The sequence below is a fragment of the Embleya sp. NBC_00888 genome, from assembly GCF_045207655.1.
Taxonomy (GTDB): Bacteria; Actinomycetota; Actinomycetes; order Streptomycetales; family Streptomycetaceae; genus Embleya.
This window is the reverse complement of the sequence record NZ_CP108785.1, coordinates 1,583,585-1,597,530: the sequence shown is the minus strand read 5'-3', so window position 1 is coordinate 1,597,530 and position 13,946 is coordinate 1,583,585. Positions and strand designations below refer to the sequence as shown.

Annotated in this window: 12 protein-coding genes and 1 pseudogene; 8 read left to right on the top strand and 5 right to left on the bottom strand. The window is 70.0% G+C overall.

Annotation, left to right across the window (positions count from 1 at the left end; genetic code table 11):
• Positions 1-1,427: 1,427 nt before the first annotated feature.
• Complete coding sequence (locus OG948_RS41310; RefSeq protein ID WP_331770114.1) at positions 1,428-2,441, top strand: NlpC/P60 family protein; 1,014 nt, start codon at positions 1,428-1,430, stop codon at positions 2,439-2,441.
• Positions 2,442-2,591: 150 nt separating this feature from the next.
• Here the strand turns inward: OG948_RS41310 and OG948_RS41305 are convergent, their stop codons facing one another.
• Positions 2,592-3,149 carry a pyridoxamine 5'-phosphate oxidase family protein gene (locus tag OG948_RS41305; protein ID WP_331770113.1) on the bottom strand — a complete coding sequence of 186 codons (558 nt, stop codon included), beginning with the start codon at positions 3,147-3,149 and terminating at the stop codon, positions 2,592-2,594.
• Positions 3,150-3,517: 368 nt separating this feature from the next.
• Here OG948_RS41305 and OG948_RS41300 point away from each other — a divergent pair, with 368 nt between their 5' ends.
• Positions 3,518-4,540: a zinc-dependent alcohol dehydrogenase family protein gene (locus tag OG948_RS41300; protein ID WP_331770112.1), complete on the top strand. Its 1,023-nt coding sequence runs from the start codon at positions 3,518-3,520 to the stop codon at positions 4,538-4,540.
• Positions 4,541-4,651: 111 nt separating this feature from the next.
• Here OG948_RS41300 and OG948_RS41295 read toward each other — a convergent pair whose 3' ends face one another.
• The 3 genes from OG948_RS41295 to OG948_RS41285 all read right to left on the bottom strand — a co-directional run bounded on the left by OG948_RS41295 (position 4,652) and on the right by OG948_RS41285 (position 6,279).
• Entirely contained in the window at positions 4,652-4,780 is a 129-nt protein-coding gene (locus OG948_RS41295; RefSeq protein WP_331770111.1) for an LPFR motif small protein, read from the bottom strand.
• 241 nt (positions 4,781-5,021) lie between these two features.
• On the bottom strand, positions 5,022-5,660 hold the full coding sequence (locus tag OG948_RS41290) for a carboxymuconolactone decarboxylase family protein (RefSeq protein WP_331770110.1): 639 nt from the start codon (positions 5,658-5,660) through the stop codon (positions 5,022-5,024).
• Between the two features lie 211 nt (positions 5,661-5,871).
• Positions 5,872-6,279, bottom strand: a complete 408-nt coding sequence (locus OG948_RS41285) for an SHOCT domain-containing protein (RefSeq protein ID WP_331770109.1) — start codon at positions 6,277-6,279, stop codon at positions 5,872-5,874.
• 376 nt (positions 6,280-6,655) lie between these two features.
• On the opposite strand from OG948_RS41285, the gene OG948_RS41280 reads away from it, so the two are divergent.
• The 4 genes and pseudogenes from OG948_RS41280 (at position 6,656) to OG948_RS41265 (ending at position 8,866) form a co-directional block, all read left to right on the top strand.
• Positions 6,656-7,303, top strand: coding sequence for a GAP family protein (locus tag OG948_RS41280; protein WP_331770108.1), 648 nt, complete (start codon positions 6,656-6,658; stop codon positions 7,301-7,303).
• A 204-nt stretch (positions 7,304-7,507) separates the two neighbouring features.
• A pseudogene (locus OG948_RS41275) lies at positions 7,508-7,819 on the top strand (MFS transporter); the annotation flags it as partial.
• Between the two features lie 315 nt (positions 7,820-8,134).
• Entirely contained in the window at positions 8,135-8,557 is a 423-nt protein-coding gene (locus OG948_RS41270; RefSeq protein WP_331773475.1) for a DUF6325 family protein, read from the top strand.
• Between the two features lie 36 nt (positions 8,558-8,593).
• Positions 8,594-8,866 (top strand): SHOCT domain-containing protein, encoded by a 273-nt coding sequence (locus tag OG948_RS41265; protein WP_331770107.1) that lies wholly within the window; start codon positions 8,594-8,596, stop codon positions 8,864-8,866.
• Positions 8,867-8,996: 130 nt separating this feature from the next.
• Here OG948_RS41265 and OG948_RS41260 read toward each other — a convergent pair whose 3' ends face one another.
• On the bottom strand, positions 8,997-10,187 hold the full coding sequence (locus OG948_RS41260; RefSeq protein WP_406300572.1) for a hypothetical protein: 1,191 nt from the start codon (positions 10,185-10,187) through the stop codon (positions 8,997-8,999).
• Between the two features lie 358 nt (positions 10,188-10,545).
• On the opposite strand from OG948_RS41260, the gene OG948_RS41255 reads away from it, so the two are divergent.
• On the top strand, positions 10,546-13,245 hold the full coding sequence (locus tag OG948_RS41255; RefSeq protein WP_331770105.1) for a LuxR C-terminal-related transcriptional regulator: 2,700 nt from the start codon (positions 10,546-10,548) through the stop codon (positions 13,243-13,245).
• Positions 13,246-13,287: 42 nt separating this feature from the next.
• Complete coding sequence (locus OG948_RS41250; protein WP_331770104.1) at positions 13,288-13,806, top strand: hypothetical protein; 519 nt, start codon at positions 13,288-13,290, stop codon at positions 13,804-13,806.
• Positions 13,807-13,946 lie beyond the last annotated feature (140 nt).

Here is a 13,946-nt window from a genome sequence, read left to right as displayed (position 1 = left end):
GATGGCGCGCGAAGGCGCATGAATGCGCGGAACCTATCGGTTGGCCCAGTCGGCAACCACGTGACACAGATCACTTCGGAAAGGTCATGGTGTCGACAAGTACCCACCTTGCCGTGCGCTGCCGATGAATTGTCGTCTATGGATCCCGACGGGTGATTCGGTTCGGTGCGGGACTATCGACGGACCGTGGGGGTTGTAGTGACGAATGCCACATCGTCTTCGGGAATCCCCTTTGCCTGTACGGGACTTGGGCCCGTACGTTGCGCTCCGTCTGTGATCCTTCGCCTGTTCCGGGCGGGATCCTTCCGGTCCGATGGGGGTCCTGCCGATGCGTGTTCGGTCGTGGAAGACAGGCGATGCCGGTCGGGGCGGGGTCGTTCGGCCGACGGCATACTGCGTGCGAAGACGGGGAGCATGGAATACCGTCGATGACCCGTCGCCGAATGAGGAATCGCCTACGTGTGACGACGGTCCCGATGTCGTCCACCGGCATCGTGTCCACCGCTCGCGGAGCGGGGTCCACCGCATCCTCGCGAGACCGGGTCGCGCGGGACTCCCACGCTCCGCGACAGTACGCTCCGTGTCGCTCGGGTATGTCCGAGGAGCAGTTCTACCGGCGCTACAAGATTTCCCTGCCGCCGAGTACCGGACGAATCAAGTACCGCTCCATCGAGGGTCGACGTGGGAGCAGTGGGGTCCTGCGACTCGGTGCGCCCGCAAGCATCATCTCCGCCACGTGATATCGATCGGAATGGAATCCGATCGACCATCGCATTGCGAGTATCGTCCGAAAAGCGATCTGCCGACCGAAATCCGGCTCGTGCGGGTTTTATCAATCGGTCGGCCGTGGGACCGAAGGTGAATCCGAAAGGAGCGAATCCCGCATTTCGACGGCTCTCATTCGACGGCTTTCTTTTGCCGGGTCGACCACTGGTCGAGGCCTCGCCGCACGGCCGGCAGGCCGGTGGGCCGCGACGGAGGTCATTGCGTCCCCATTTGGACGCTCGCGCCTCCGAAATGTGCGTCGATCCACGCTCGGATAACCCTGCACCGGATGCGGCATTCGGGCGTCGTAGTCGAATTCCCCGCGAAACGCATCGGACAAAGCTCTCATTTATGATCTTCTCGACTGTTCATGGAACCGCCGCGATGAATTCGAAGGCGAAGCATGTACGATAAAGATTCGGTAACGTGAAGGCCGGGGTCATGGTCGTTGGATGGCTGGGGTGGGCCTTCTTCGACGGACGATCGCCTCGGGGTCGGCCATCCGGTCCGCCCGGGCCGCCCGGTCGTCCCCGCCGAATCGAGTGTCCGCATTCGGCCCGGTAGGCGGCCGAGGAAGGAGAACCGCCCCAGTGGCGTCCAGACATCGGTGCGGACAGCACCGTAAGCCCAAACCGCGCACCTCGGCCCGCGCGGTGGCGACCGTGGTCACCGTCGCCGCGACCATGACCGGCACGATCGCCTTGGCCGGTACCGCCCAGGCCGACCCCCAGCCTTCGCTGCAGCAGATCCAGGAACAGGTCAACAAGCTGCACAGCGACGCGATCAAGGCCACCGACGTCTTCAACGGCGTCCAGGAACAGGCCGACAAGCTGCGCGAAACGGCCAATCGAACGCAGGCCCGGGTCACCGACGAGCAGAATCAGCTCAACATCCTGCGTGACCAGATCGGGGTCGTCGCGGCCGATCGGTACCGGGGCGGCACTCTCCCGGCGACGCTCTCGCTGGCGCTGAGCGGAGACCCCGAGAACTACCTGCAGAAGGCGCAGATGATCGCGCAGCTCGACAGCCAACAGGCCGCCAAGCTGCGCCAGATCGCCGCCCAGGCACGTGCTCTGAGTCAGGACCGCACCGAGGCTTCGTCGCAACTGGCGGAGTTGGAGAAGTTGCGGACCGAACTCAACCGGAACAAAACCGAGATCCAGGGGAAACTCGCCGAGGCCGAGCGCCTGCTCAACACCGTCACCAGGGAGCAGCGAGCCAAGATCCTCGCCTCCTCGGAGCATGAAACCGCCCCGGGAAGCGGTACACCCGATCGCAGTTCGCGCGACAAGCCGAAGGACACACCCACGACGGATGTGCCGGCCTCCGGACGGGCCGCCGTCGCGATCCAGTTCGCGCGCGCCCAGATCGGCAAGTGGTACGGCTGGGGCAAGACAGGCCCCACCAACTACGACTGTTCGGGCCTGACCCAAGCCTCCTGGGCCGCGGCGAACGTCAAGTTGTCACGCGTCACGACCACACAGATCAATGACGGCAAGCGGGTGACCAAGGCGGAGCTGCAGCCCGGGGACCTGATCTTCTTCAACAGGGACAACTCGCATGTCGGCCTCTACATCGGTGGCGGTCGCATGATTCACGCACCGCGTCCCGGTACGCAGATCACCGAGGCCTCGATCGACACCATGTACTTCTACGGGGCTGTTCGTCCCGGTTAGAAACGATCGCAGCCCGCCGACGAACGCACCACCCGCGCATGGGCACGGGGACGAGAATCCTCCCGTTCGCCCCTTCGCGCGTCCGGTCCCGGCCGCGCCGCCCACACCTCCCGGTGTCGGCGGCGCGACCCGGGAGGCGGAGCCGGTTGCTCAGAATGTCCACCGTGTGTGGGTGTAGACCCCCTCGTCCCGGCCGAAGCCGTACGCGGTCGCCGGGGCTACCGCGAACACCAGCACGCTCCCCTTGCGGATCGCATCCCCCATTCCGTGGAAGGTGCCCTCGGGCGACGTGATGTGCGGACCGTACTTGGTCTCGTAGGCCCCGACCACCTGCTCCAGGAGCGCCGGATCGTCGACGCGTTTCGCCGTGCCCTCGATCACTACGTCGAGTCCCTCGGTGAGCGAGTTCCCGCCGGTCAGCAGTGCGCAGTGCTCGTCATGGGCCAGGTTCGTGGCCTTCTGCTCTCCCGGACCGGTGGAGAAGTACAGCGCGCCGTCGTGCCAGGCGGCGATCAACGGGGTGATGTGCAGCCGTCCGTCGGGTCGCACGGTGGTCACCCAGAAGATCTCGGCCGCGTGCATTCGGCGTTGGGCCTCGGCCCATTCGGTGGCCGTGACATCCGCGGCGCCGGGGCGGGGGTTGAGCGCGGAGCTGTAGCGGGCGTCGAGTTCGGTCGTGGGTTGTTCCGCGGGTCCGTTCCGAGACATGGCGGACTCCTTCCTGTCCTTGCTCATGTAGACCGAAAGTCCGCGCCGAAATCATCGCGGTACGCGTGTCGTCTTTCCGTGCGTCCGATCAGGTGCCACTCACGACCCCGAGAGGGTGCGCGTCCGCGCCGAGCTTCGGCTGTCGGTCCCGGCGGTGACGGGAGCCTGGACGCGCATGCGGGTGAACAACCGGGCGACACCGCGAGCGCGGCCCTCGTTCGGCTCGGGGCACGTCCTTGAATGATCCGAGGACCCGCCGCCCCCACCGGCGGGGCCTCGGCGGCAGCCTTCCGGCAGAGCCGTTCGGTAGGCCCGTCCGACGGACAGGGCCGTCCGGCAGGCCCTGCCAACAGACAAGGAGCGTTTCCATGCGTGGTGTCGTGATGCATGCCCCCGGCGATGTGCGAGTCGAGGAGCGTGCGGACCCGGCGATCCTCGCCCCGACCGATGCGGTGATCCGACTGGCGGCGACGTGTGTGTGCGGGTCGGACCTGTGGCCGTACCGGGGGATCGAGTCGTTCGACGCGCCCGCCCCGATGGGCCACGAGTACGCCGGTGTCGTCGAGCAGGTCGGCAGCGCGGTCACCACCGTCGAACCCGGGCAGTTCGTGGTCGGGTCGTTCTTCGCCTCGGACAACACCTGCGAGATCTGCCGCGCGGGCTACCAGTCCTCCTGCGTTCACCGCGAACCGGTCGGCGCCCTCGGCTCGCAGGCGGAACGGCTGCGCGTGCCGTTGGCCGACGGCACCCTGGTCGCCACGCCCGGCATTCCGGACCGGGACCTGGTCCCGAGTCTGCTCGCCGCGTCCGACGTGCTGGGGACCGGGTGGTTCGGCGCCGTCGCCGCGCAGGCCGGGCCGGGCAAGACCGTCGCGGTGGTCGGCGACGGCGCGGTCGGGCTACTGGCGGTACTGGCCGCGAAGCAGCTCGGCGCGGAGCGGATCATCGCGATGAGCCGACACGAGCCACGACAGAAGCTCGCGCTCGAGTACGGGGCGACCGACATCGTCACCGAGCGCGGCGACGACGGCGTGGCGCGGATCAAGAAGATGACCGACGGCCTGGGCGCGCACTCGGTGATCGAGGCGGTCGGCTCCCAGGAGTCGATGACGCAGGCCATCCGCTCCACGCGCCCCGGCGGCCATGTCGGCTACGTCGGCGTCTCCCACGACGTGCGGCTGGACGGACAGGAGCTGTTCTTCTCCCATGTGCATCTGCATGGCGGCCCCGCCCCGGTCCGCCGGTACCTGCCGGAGCTGATCGACCTGATCTGGCACCGACGCATCGATCCGGGCAAGGTCTTCGACCTCGAACTCCCTCTCGACCGAGCCGCCGAGGCGTACCGGGCCATGGACGAGCGCCGCGCCGTCAAGGCCCTTCTCACCGTCTGATCACCCGGCGATTCCGGACACAGCCCTCGGCGCCGCCTGCGCCGGGGCCGGGGTTGTCGGCCCCGACCCCGCGCACGCCGGAGGTCGACCCGACGGGCATCGAGTCCGCGGTCAGTGCCGCCCGCGCGTCGACTCGGACGCGCCGCCGAACAACCGGGCCAGGGCCCGGAACGGCAGCGTGACGACGGTCGCGATCGCATGCCCGATCTTGGCGAAGACGTCACCGATTGCTCTCAACATTTCCGACCTCCCATCGCCTTGAATCACGCCGCACGCCTCTCGTGATGCGGTGATCCATGGCTGCCCCCGGAGAGCAACGGAAAACATGCGGACACACCGCCGCGTGTCCGCACTCGAGTGGACAACCTTGTACGGCAGGAGGGTCACGGATCGCTCGACGCAAGGGGCTCCACGGATCGAGGTCGTCCGCCCGGTGCGGCTCCCCGGGAAGCCGGCCCATGCATGCGGCGGGCCGGGCGCGCTACGGGCGAACGGCCTCCCGCTCGGTCAGCAGCGTGTCCAGGACGTCGAGGGCGCGCCAGGTGCGGGTCATCCCGAACGGTGCGGTGGCGCGGACGGCGGCACGGACCTCGTCGGGCGTGGCACCCGTGCCCAGTGCCCGGCCGACAGGGGCGCGGAAGCTCTCCTGGAGGGTCTGATAGAGGACATCGACCGCGATCGTGGCGAAGGCCCGCTCGCGGACACTGATCCTGGACATGTCGGCGCGCATGCGCGACTGGAGATCCATGTAGTCGGCGAAACTCGGGTCGAGGGCGTGCACTTCGGCGCGCATCGCGGCGGGGATGGGACTGCCGGTGCCGTCCGTGTTCAGCCGATGCGCCGGTCCGGTCGGCCCGAGCAGGTCGTACTCGCGCTCGATCTCCACCAGTCGCTCCAGAGCGGCCAGTGCCGCCGGATAGCCGCTGTCGTAGGAGACGAAGCGGAGCAACTCGCGCAGATCGTCGGCGTCGAGGCCGTTGTCCAAGGCGGCCCGTACGTGCAATGCGTACGGCGTGCCCAGCGTCTGTGTACAGACGTCCGCAACCAGGCTGAGCAAAGCCCTTTCACGCGACGACAGTTCGGGTCCCGCCCCGGCGAGCCGAAAGCTTGCGGCAGTCATCTCCGCGCTGCATGGACGCCGGATCGGCTCCCTCCGCCGACCCGGTCGTCGTCGCCTTCGACCTGCGGTGCGCGGTACACGCACGCACCTGAACCAGCCCGAGGAAGCGCGCACGTCCTTGGACGAGCAAATCGACCGGTTCCTTCGGAAGCTGGTCGGCATTCGCTGATCGCGACGGCCGGCGTCCTGATGGTCGGCGGAGACCGCGGGCTCAGGTCAGGAGCTTTTGCTTGGCCCTTTGGAACTCGTCGTCGGAGATGGTGCCGTTGTTCTTGAGGTCGGCGAGTTTGCTGAGCTGGTCGATGGGACTCGCGGTCGTACTCGCCCCGCTCGTGGGGCCGGCGGCGTCACGAACGTATGCCTTGAAGGCGGCCTCGTTCTCCTTGGCCTGCTCGACGTCGCGGCGGTTCATCGAGTGGCCGCGGACGATGAGGTAGATCAGGACTCCGACGTAGGGCAGCAGGATCGTGAAGACGAGCCAGCCGGCCTTGCCCCACCCGCCCAGGTCGTGGCTGCGGAAGATGTCGCCGATCACCTTGAACAGGAGGAAGAACCACAGGACCCACAGGAAGAGCCACATCATGGTCCAGAACAGGTTCAACAGCGGATAGTCGTCCATCGAAAACTCCCAGTCCAGGGCCGTGGTCGGCGCCGTTGGGGCGCGGGCTCGCCGGCATGCCGGATTGCCACCGAATATCGGCATGACGGGCATGTCGGACATCGGACACGGCAATCACTCAAGGCATACCACTGGTTTCGAGCGGGAGCATTTCGGGAGCCGTGCGGCGCCTCGCCTCGCCGCGCCGCGCATCGCGGCCGAGCCGAACGACACGTCCGGTTCGACCGGGCATCGGCCGGGTTGCCGTTCCCCGGAAACAGCGGAACCGTTGTGCTCACGATGTGGCTGCGTCGACCCGCCGCGTGACGCGGTGATATCGGCTGCTCCGAGGAATCCCCTCGACTTCGCCCCGCGGTTACCGTCATGGGGGCAATCAATGGTCCTTGATCTCGTCATCATCGGTACAGCCATCAGCTTGGGGCCGTTGCACAACTCCGCGTTCATTCTGCTGCTGTCCACGGACAGAGGGTTGTTGAAGGGGCTCGTCTTCATCCTCACCTGGCTCGCCGAACTCGTCCTCGTGGTCGCCGGTGTGGTGTGGCTGACCGATGGCGACCCGCCCTCGCGCCACAGTGCGTCCTCGACGGCGGCCCTGGCCGCGAAGCTGGCCGTGGGCGTCGTACTCGTCGCCTATGGCGAGCACAAACGGCGTCGGGGGCCCACTCGACCTCGAAAGACGCCCAAGTGGCTGGCGCGGCTGGATCGCGTCTCCGCGTGGACGGCCGCCGGACTCGCCGTCCTGCTGCAGCCCTGGGCGATGGTCGCCGCCGGTGGCGCCACCGTGGTGCAGGCGGACATGTCCTCCGCCGTCACGTTCGTGGCCTTGATGAGCTTCTTCCTGCTGGCCACGGGCAGTGTGCTGGTGATGGAGCTGTATGCGACGTTCGCGCCGACCGAGGCGCGGGCCGAGCTCGCGCGGCTGCGCATGGCGATCGAGTCACACCAGGACCAGGCGATCGTCGTCCTGTCGCTGCTGACCGGCCTGTGGCTCGTCGCGCAGAGCACCTACGAACTCGTCACGTAGAGCCCGAAGCCACGCAGGGCTCGAAGCCACGCAGGGCCCGGCGACGTCTCCAGGTGCCGGGTTGGGCCGCACGGGTGGCCGGTGAGGGAGGGGTGAGGCTGCCCAGAGCGTCGTCTCGTCTCGTTGTGGTGTCGCGGTCTGTGCGACGCTGCATCGGCGGCTGCCGGACCGGAACGCGTGGGGCGACATCGAATCGGACCGCACGGCATGGGGGTGATGCTCACCCCGTCGGTCAACATCGTGCAATCGAGCTTCCCGGAGGAGCAGCAGGGGGAGATCTCGGGCCTGTCCCGCGGCGTCTCCAACCTCGGATCCTCACTCGGCACCGCGATCGCCGGCACGATCCTGGTCGCCGGCCTGTCCACCGGCGCGTACGCGATCGCCATGGCCGCCCTGGCCGCAGTTGGTTTTATCGGCCTCGGCGCCGCGGTCCACCTGCCTCGCGATCCCGGCCCGTCGGGCAGTCCCACCGGGACCGGGGCCGGTGGTTCGAACGGAATCACCCCTGGCAGGTGATCCGAGGGGCACCCGGACGGGCTAGCTTCGCACTATCCCGGTCGGCGCACTCATCCCGATCGGCGGCAGCGCGCCGCCCGGGGCCGGGTGAGGAGACACGGCATGCGTGAACCGGCCCGCCGGCCGGTTCGTCGAGGAGATCGGTCCGTCCGGCGAGCGACTCGGCGACTTCCTCAGGCTTTACGCACCGCGCGTCGGCCGCAGCGGCCATCGCGCTCGACGAGCGACTCGACCGTGTCGAGGCGTAGCCCGTCGTTCCCGACGCACCCATCTGGAACCGCCGTGAGCAATGAATCCAACGACAAATCCAACGACATGGGCCCGATCGACTACCTGATCATCGAGTTCCCGGGCAGCCACATGACCGGAGAGGGCCTACCCCTCCTCGTCGACCTGGTCGACCGCGGCATCATCCGCATCCTCGACCTGGCCTTCGTGCAGAAGCAGCAGGACGGCACGGTCTCGGGCCTGGCATTGGCCGATGTGACCGGCGACGGGCTGCTCGACCTCGCGGTCTTCGACGGCGCGTCCTCCGGCCTGTTGGGCGAGGACGACACCGCGGAGGCCGCATCCTCGCTGCGCCCCGGAGACTCCGCCGCTCTGCTCCTCTACGAGAACCTGTGGGCCGCGCCCCTCGCCGCCGCCCTGCGCCGCGGCGGCGCCCGCATGGTGGCCGGCGGTCGGATCCCGTTCCAGAACGTCGTCGACGCGCTGGACGCGCTGGAAGCCGCCACCTGACCCGCGGGTCCGTCCCGCCATCCCGAGGAGGAAATCATGCCCGGACTCCTGCGCGGCGTCGCCCGTACGGCCGTCGTCGCCGGAACCGCCACCGCCGTGTCCAATCGCGTCTCGCGCCGCCAGGCCGGCCGCTGGTCACAGCAGGGCGAGGAACAACAGGCCGCTGCCCCGCCGCCCGCCGCCGCTCCGCCCGCCGCGGCGCCGGCCGACCCCATTGCCCAACTCAAGGACCTCGCCGCGCTCAAGGAGCAGGGCGTCCTCACCGACGACGAGTTCGCCGCCCAGAAGGCCCGCATCCTCGGCACGTGAAGCCGGGGAGCACACCGCCCGCGCACGGCGACCAGGCGCGCGGTGCGCACCCGTGTCGGCGCCGGAGCCCGGGGCCGCCACGGGTGTCGGCGCCGGAGCCCGGGGCCGCCCGCGCACGGCGACCGGGCGACTACCCGTGCGCCCGGGAGTCCTCGTGGGAGCGGGTGACACGGCCCGATGCCGCCAACAGCGCGACCACGGCAAGCAGCACCAGCAGGATGACCAGCAGCAGCACGATCGTCAGTGCGGTGGGGTGGTTCCACAGTGCGAAGCAGAGGGCGACGAGCAGCACCAGGGCGAGGATGAGCCATCTGCGGTAGGCGGCCACCCAGGTGCCGACCGGTCCCGCCGTGAGTCCGTGCGTGTTCCCCCACCGTGCGACGGAGTCGGCCGTGCGGTCGGCGCCCCCGCGCAGCGCGCGCGGCAGGCCGCCGGTGCCGGACAGGTACGCGCCGATCGCCACCACCAGGCCCAGGACCAACCCGGTGACGGTGCTGACCTTCAGGAAGTGCAGGAGCGTGTCGAAGACCGCTCCCGCCGCCGCCGGGGACAGCACCTCCGGCGGCAGGTGGTCCATGTAATAGCGGCGTACGATCGCCAGCGCGACGAGCATGACCACACAGGCGGCCGCGACCCCGAAGGCGGTCGTCACCAGGGCACGACGGCGCCTGCGGGCCAGTGCGATCCCGATGGCGCCGATCACGACGGTGATCACCGGCAGCCAGTTGCCGATCACATCGAGCGCGTGCGCCGCGTCCCTGACCTTGTTCATCTGGTCCGACCGGAAGAGCACCATCTGCTTGTCGACGTCGGGAATCAGTGACGCGGGTTTGACTCCCGCGTCGACGAGTTCCCGCCGGACGTTCTCCACCGCGTCGCCGACATCGAGCGTGACCGTGCCCCCGTTGACACCGACCGCGCCGCGCCCATCGCCGGTCAGCACATCGACGACCGCCGTGTGTGCCTTCCGGTTGGCCTGGGTCCAGAACGTTTCGAACCTGTCGCTCGTCACGAAGCGGTCGGCCGCCTTCCGGGCGACCTGGGTGACGGCATCGTCCAACTGCGGGGCGAGCGAGCGTACGGCGTCACCCACCCGCGGCGGCAGCCCTTGGGATTCGAGCCAGCCGGCGACATCGGAGGTGACCGCCTTGCCGTCCGCACGCACGTCGACCGCGCGGGTGATCCGGTTGGCGGCGGCGTCCTCGATCGCGGGGTCGGTCGCGAGCGGCTTGACCGTCTCGACGTAGCGGTCGGTGTCGAGCACGATGTCGTGCACCCACACCGTGATCAGCGAAACCGGTACCAGGACGCAGGTCAGCACGATGAGTACGGTCGAGGCGAAAGCGCGGATGAATCCGAGGACACGCGAACCCGCCCCGCGGTGCGGGGGCGAAGCAGCCGACACGCCCCGCGAGCCTTTGGTCGCGCCGTTATGGGGCTCCGGTGAGCTGGACATCGCGCTCCTTCTCCAGGGCCGACTCCACGTGTTCGGCCGACTCCGCATCTTCGATTGTCACCGACGGTTATCGGACCGGCACGTTGGGTTCCGCCACTCGGCCGTGCCCGGTCGATGTCTGCGGGAGTCGAGGGCGGATCGCCCCCGCCGGCGAGCCGTGCACAACTGGGGTTGAGTGGAAAGGAGGCCTGATTCCAGCTCCCCGGACGTGGGTGACCCCACCATGCGCAACCTCTTGGCGCTCGACTCCTACGGATCGGTGCCGCCACCGGAGCGGGCGCCGGCGCCGATGCTGACCGACCGGTTCGTCATCCCCGCGACACCGAAGGTGTTCGTCGAGCGCCCGGTGTTGCCGGCTCGGCTGACCGCCGGAATCGCGGGGCCGCTGACCCTGGTCGGTGGGGCCGCCGGAGCGGGGAAGACCGCGCTCGTCGCGCACTGGATCACCTCGGGCGCGGCCCCTCGGGGCACCGCCTGGCTCACCGCGGAGGAACGCGACGGCCCCGGCGCGTTCTGGGCCTACCTGCTCGAGGCACTGCACCGGAACGGGGTGCGGATCCCGGTCGAGGTCGGCGCGCCGGCGCGCGAGGAAGGGCCGGACTCTTCCGTCCTGGTACGCCTTGCCGCGGCGCTGGCCGCCCGCCGGGACCCGGCCGTGCTGGTCATCGACGACTTCGACGCGGTCGCCGACGGCGTCCCGGAGGACCTGCACTTCGTGCTCGCGCACGCCGCCGGCGGCCTGCGGCTCGTCCTGACCGCCAGAACCGAGCCGCCGCTGCCGCTGCACCGCTACCGGCTGGCCGGCGACATCACCGAGATCCGCGATGCCGACCTGCGCTTCACCGCACCGGAGACCGAGCGGATCCTGCGGCGCCACGGACTGCACGTGTCACCGGCAGCGGTCGACCTGCTGACGGAACGCACCCGAGGCTGGGCCGCCGGGCTGCGCCTGTGCGCCCTGGCCATGGGGCGCAGCCCCGATCCCGAGGCGTTCGTGCGGCAATTCGCGGCCGACCGTACGACGATCGCCGACTATCTGCTCACCGAGGTCCTCGACGCGCAACCACCGGCCACGCAGGACCTGTTGCTGCGCACCTGCGTCAGCGACCGGATCCACCCGGACCTGGCGGACGAACTCACCGGTCGCCGGGACGCGGCCTGGACGCTGGGGCGACTCGCGCGCGACAACGCCTTCGTCGACCGCGAGGAAGGGTCGGAGTACTACCGGATGCACCCGTTGTTCGCCGAAGTGCTGCAAGCGCACCTGAGCCGCCGGTTTCCCGGGCGGGCACCGCTGTTGCGCGCCCGGGCGGCCCGGTGGCTCGCTCGGGCCGGCCGACTCGGCGACGCGATCGCCCAGGCGACCGCCGCCGCCGACTGGCCGTTCGCGTCCGCGCTCCTGACCGACGATCTGGCCCTGGGCAAACTGTTCACGGGCCTGGAGACGTCCACCCTGACCCGCGCGTTCGCGACCATGCCGACGGACCTGCCCGGCGCGGCGCCGGCCCTGGTGGCGGCGGCGTGCCGGGTTGCCGAGGGCGACCACCGGGGCGCCACGGTCGCACTGCGGCGCGTGGACGCGTGCCTGACCGGTGTCGCCGACCCGTGCCTGCTGCTCGGCCGAGCCCTGGTCGGCGTGCTCGTGGCCCGTCCGGCGGCCGATGCGGAGGCCGCCGAGCAGGCCGCGGCCGACGTCGACCGCCTGCTGCGGCAAATCCCGCGACCGCTGCGCGAGCGGCACCCGGAATTCCTCGCCCTCACGCTTGCCAACCTCGGCGCGACCGAGCTGGGAGGCGGGCGGCTGGACCGTGCCGAAGCCACCCTCACCGCCGCGCTGGAGGCCTGCTCTCGACCGGGCACCGAGGAACCACGCTGCGACGCGCTCGGGTCGTTGGCTCTGGTCGACCTGCTGCGGGGTCGCCTGCACGACGCCCGGGCACACGCCTGCGATTCGCTCGCACTGGCACGCGGATGCGCGCTGCCGCCGGACCGCGTGACCGGGCTCGACCACCTGGTTCTGGCCGGCGTCGCCACCGAGCACGACGACCTGGACGCCGCCCGAGCCGGCCTCGACCTGGCGAACGCGGCGGCGGACGCCTTCCACGAACCCGTGGCGAACGTGCAGGCGGCCGTCATCGGCGCCCGATTGGCGACCGCACGAGGGGATGGCGAGCGAGCCCTCGCCGTCCTGCGAGGCGCGGCCTGCTCGACGCCGGATGTCGTGCCGGCCACGGCGCGATGGGAGGCGGACGAACTCGCCGTCGCGCAGTCCTCGGCCCACCTGGCCCGGGGCGACCCGGAAGCGGCGTTGCACGTGCTGGGCAGCATCGGCGACGACCGTCCCCGGTACGTCGTCGCCCGGGCGCGCGCCCTGCTTGCCGCCGGCGAGCGCACGCGCGCGCTGAAGCTGCTGACCGAGCCGCCCGCCCACGCGACGAACGCCGACCGGGTCGAGGCCCGCCTGCTGCAGGGCGCCGCCGCCGCCGAGGCCGGCTGCCTCGCGGAGGCCGGCCGCCTGCTGGGTGAGGCGCTCGAACTCGCCCGCACCGAAAGACTGCGGCGGACGGTCGCCGAGGCGGGCCCTTGGGTGCGCCGGCTGCTGCGCCGGGACCCGCGTCTGGCGATGGCGCACGGGTGGCTTCCCGCCCGTGTCCTCGGACGCACCGGCGCCGGCCCGCCGGCGACGCGTGCGCAGGCCCCGACCGGCGAACAGACGTCGGCCGTACCGGTGCCGCTGACCGACCGCGAGAGCGAGGTGCTGCGCGAGGCCGCACGGATGTCGTCCACGGAGGAGATCGCCGCGGCACTGTTCATCTCACCGAACACGGCGAAAACCCACCTGAAGAGCATCCACCGCAAGCTCTGCGTCACCCGCCGCGGCGAGGCCGTGCGTCGGGCGCGCAGCCTGGGGATTCTCGAGTGACGGCGGGGACGGCTCCACGTCGAACAGGACAAGGGAACCTCGATGTTCAGAACGCGACAGTCCGAAGGCCACGAGCGCAGGGCACAAAAGCGCGCCCACGCCGACTACACCGGTGGCGTCTACGGATCGATGCTCGCCTCGTCCGTCATCGTCGGCGCCGGGGCACTGGGCTCCTTTCCGCGCCTGGAACTCATCCTGCTGCTCCTGGCCACCGGACTGGTCTTCTGGATCGCCCACGTTCACGCGGAACTGTTCGGCGAACGCATGTCCCAACGGCGGATGAGCCGCGACGTCGTCATGCGAGTGTGCAGGGAGGAGTGGCCGATCTTCAAAGCCGCCATCCCGCCGGCGATCGCGGTGGCGGTCAGCCCGCTGCTCAGCCTGGGGGCACAGGGGACGGTCTGGCTGGCGCTCATCGTCGCCGTCGGCGGGCAGGTCGGATGGTCGCTGGCCGCCGCCTTGCGATCCGGTGCCTCCACGCGGCTCGTGGTCGTCTCCGCGGCGGTGAACCTGGTGCTCGGGGTCCTCATCATCGTCCTCAAGGTCGTCCTGACGCACTGACCCCGATGCGGCCGGGGCGGAACGCCGTGGGCGCGGACGTGCTCGAAGCCGCGGTCGGAACCGGCGGTGCGGACCGGTATGGCGTCGGCCGCAGGGATCCCGGGCGTCGGCTGCCGCCATTCGACGTACCGCCGTGGCGA

Coding starts and splice junctions, on each gene's coding strand:
- OG948_RS41280 (WP_331770108.1), top strand. CDS start 6,656: ATGGTCCTTGATCTCGTCATCATCGGTACAGCCATCAGCTTGGGGCCG.
- OG948_RS41300 (WP_331770112.1), top strand. CDS start 3,518: ATGCGTGGTGTCGTGATGCATGCCCCCGGCGATGTGCGAGTCGAGGAG.
- OG948_RS41285 (WP_331770109.1), bottom strand. CDS start 6,279: ATGGACGACTATCCGCTGTTGAACCTGTTCTGGACCATGATGTGGCTC.
- OG948_RS41305 (WP_331770113.1), bottom strand. CDS start 3,149: ATGTCTCGGAACGGACCCGCGGAACAACCCACGACCGAACTCGACGCC.
- OG948_RS41290 (WP_331770110.1), bottom strand. CDS start 5,660: ATGACTGCCGCAAGCTTTCGGCTCGCCGGGGCGGGACCCGAACTGTCG.
- OG948_RS41295 (WP_331770111.1), bottom strand. CDS start 4,780: ATGTTGAGAGCAATCGGTGACGTCTTCGCCAAGATCGGGCATGCGATC.
- OG948_RS41255 (WP_331770105.1), top strand. CDS start 10,546: ATGCGCAACCTCTTGGCGCTCGACTCCTACGGATCGGTGCCGCCACCG.
- OG948_RS41265 (WP_331770107.1), top strand. CDS start 8,594: ATGCCCGGACTCCTGCGCGGCGTCGCCCGTACGGCCGTCGTCGCCGGA.
- OG948_RS41270 (WP_331773475.1), top strand. CDS start 8,135: ATGGGCCCGATCGACTACCTGATCATCGAGTTCCCGGGCAGCCACATG.
- OG948_RS41250 (WP_331770104.1), top strand. CDS start 13,288: ATGTTCAGAACGCGACAGTCCGAAGGCCACGAGCGCAGGGCACAAAAG.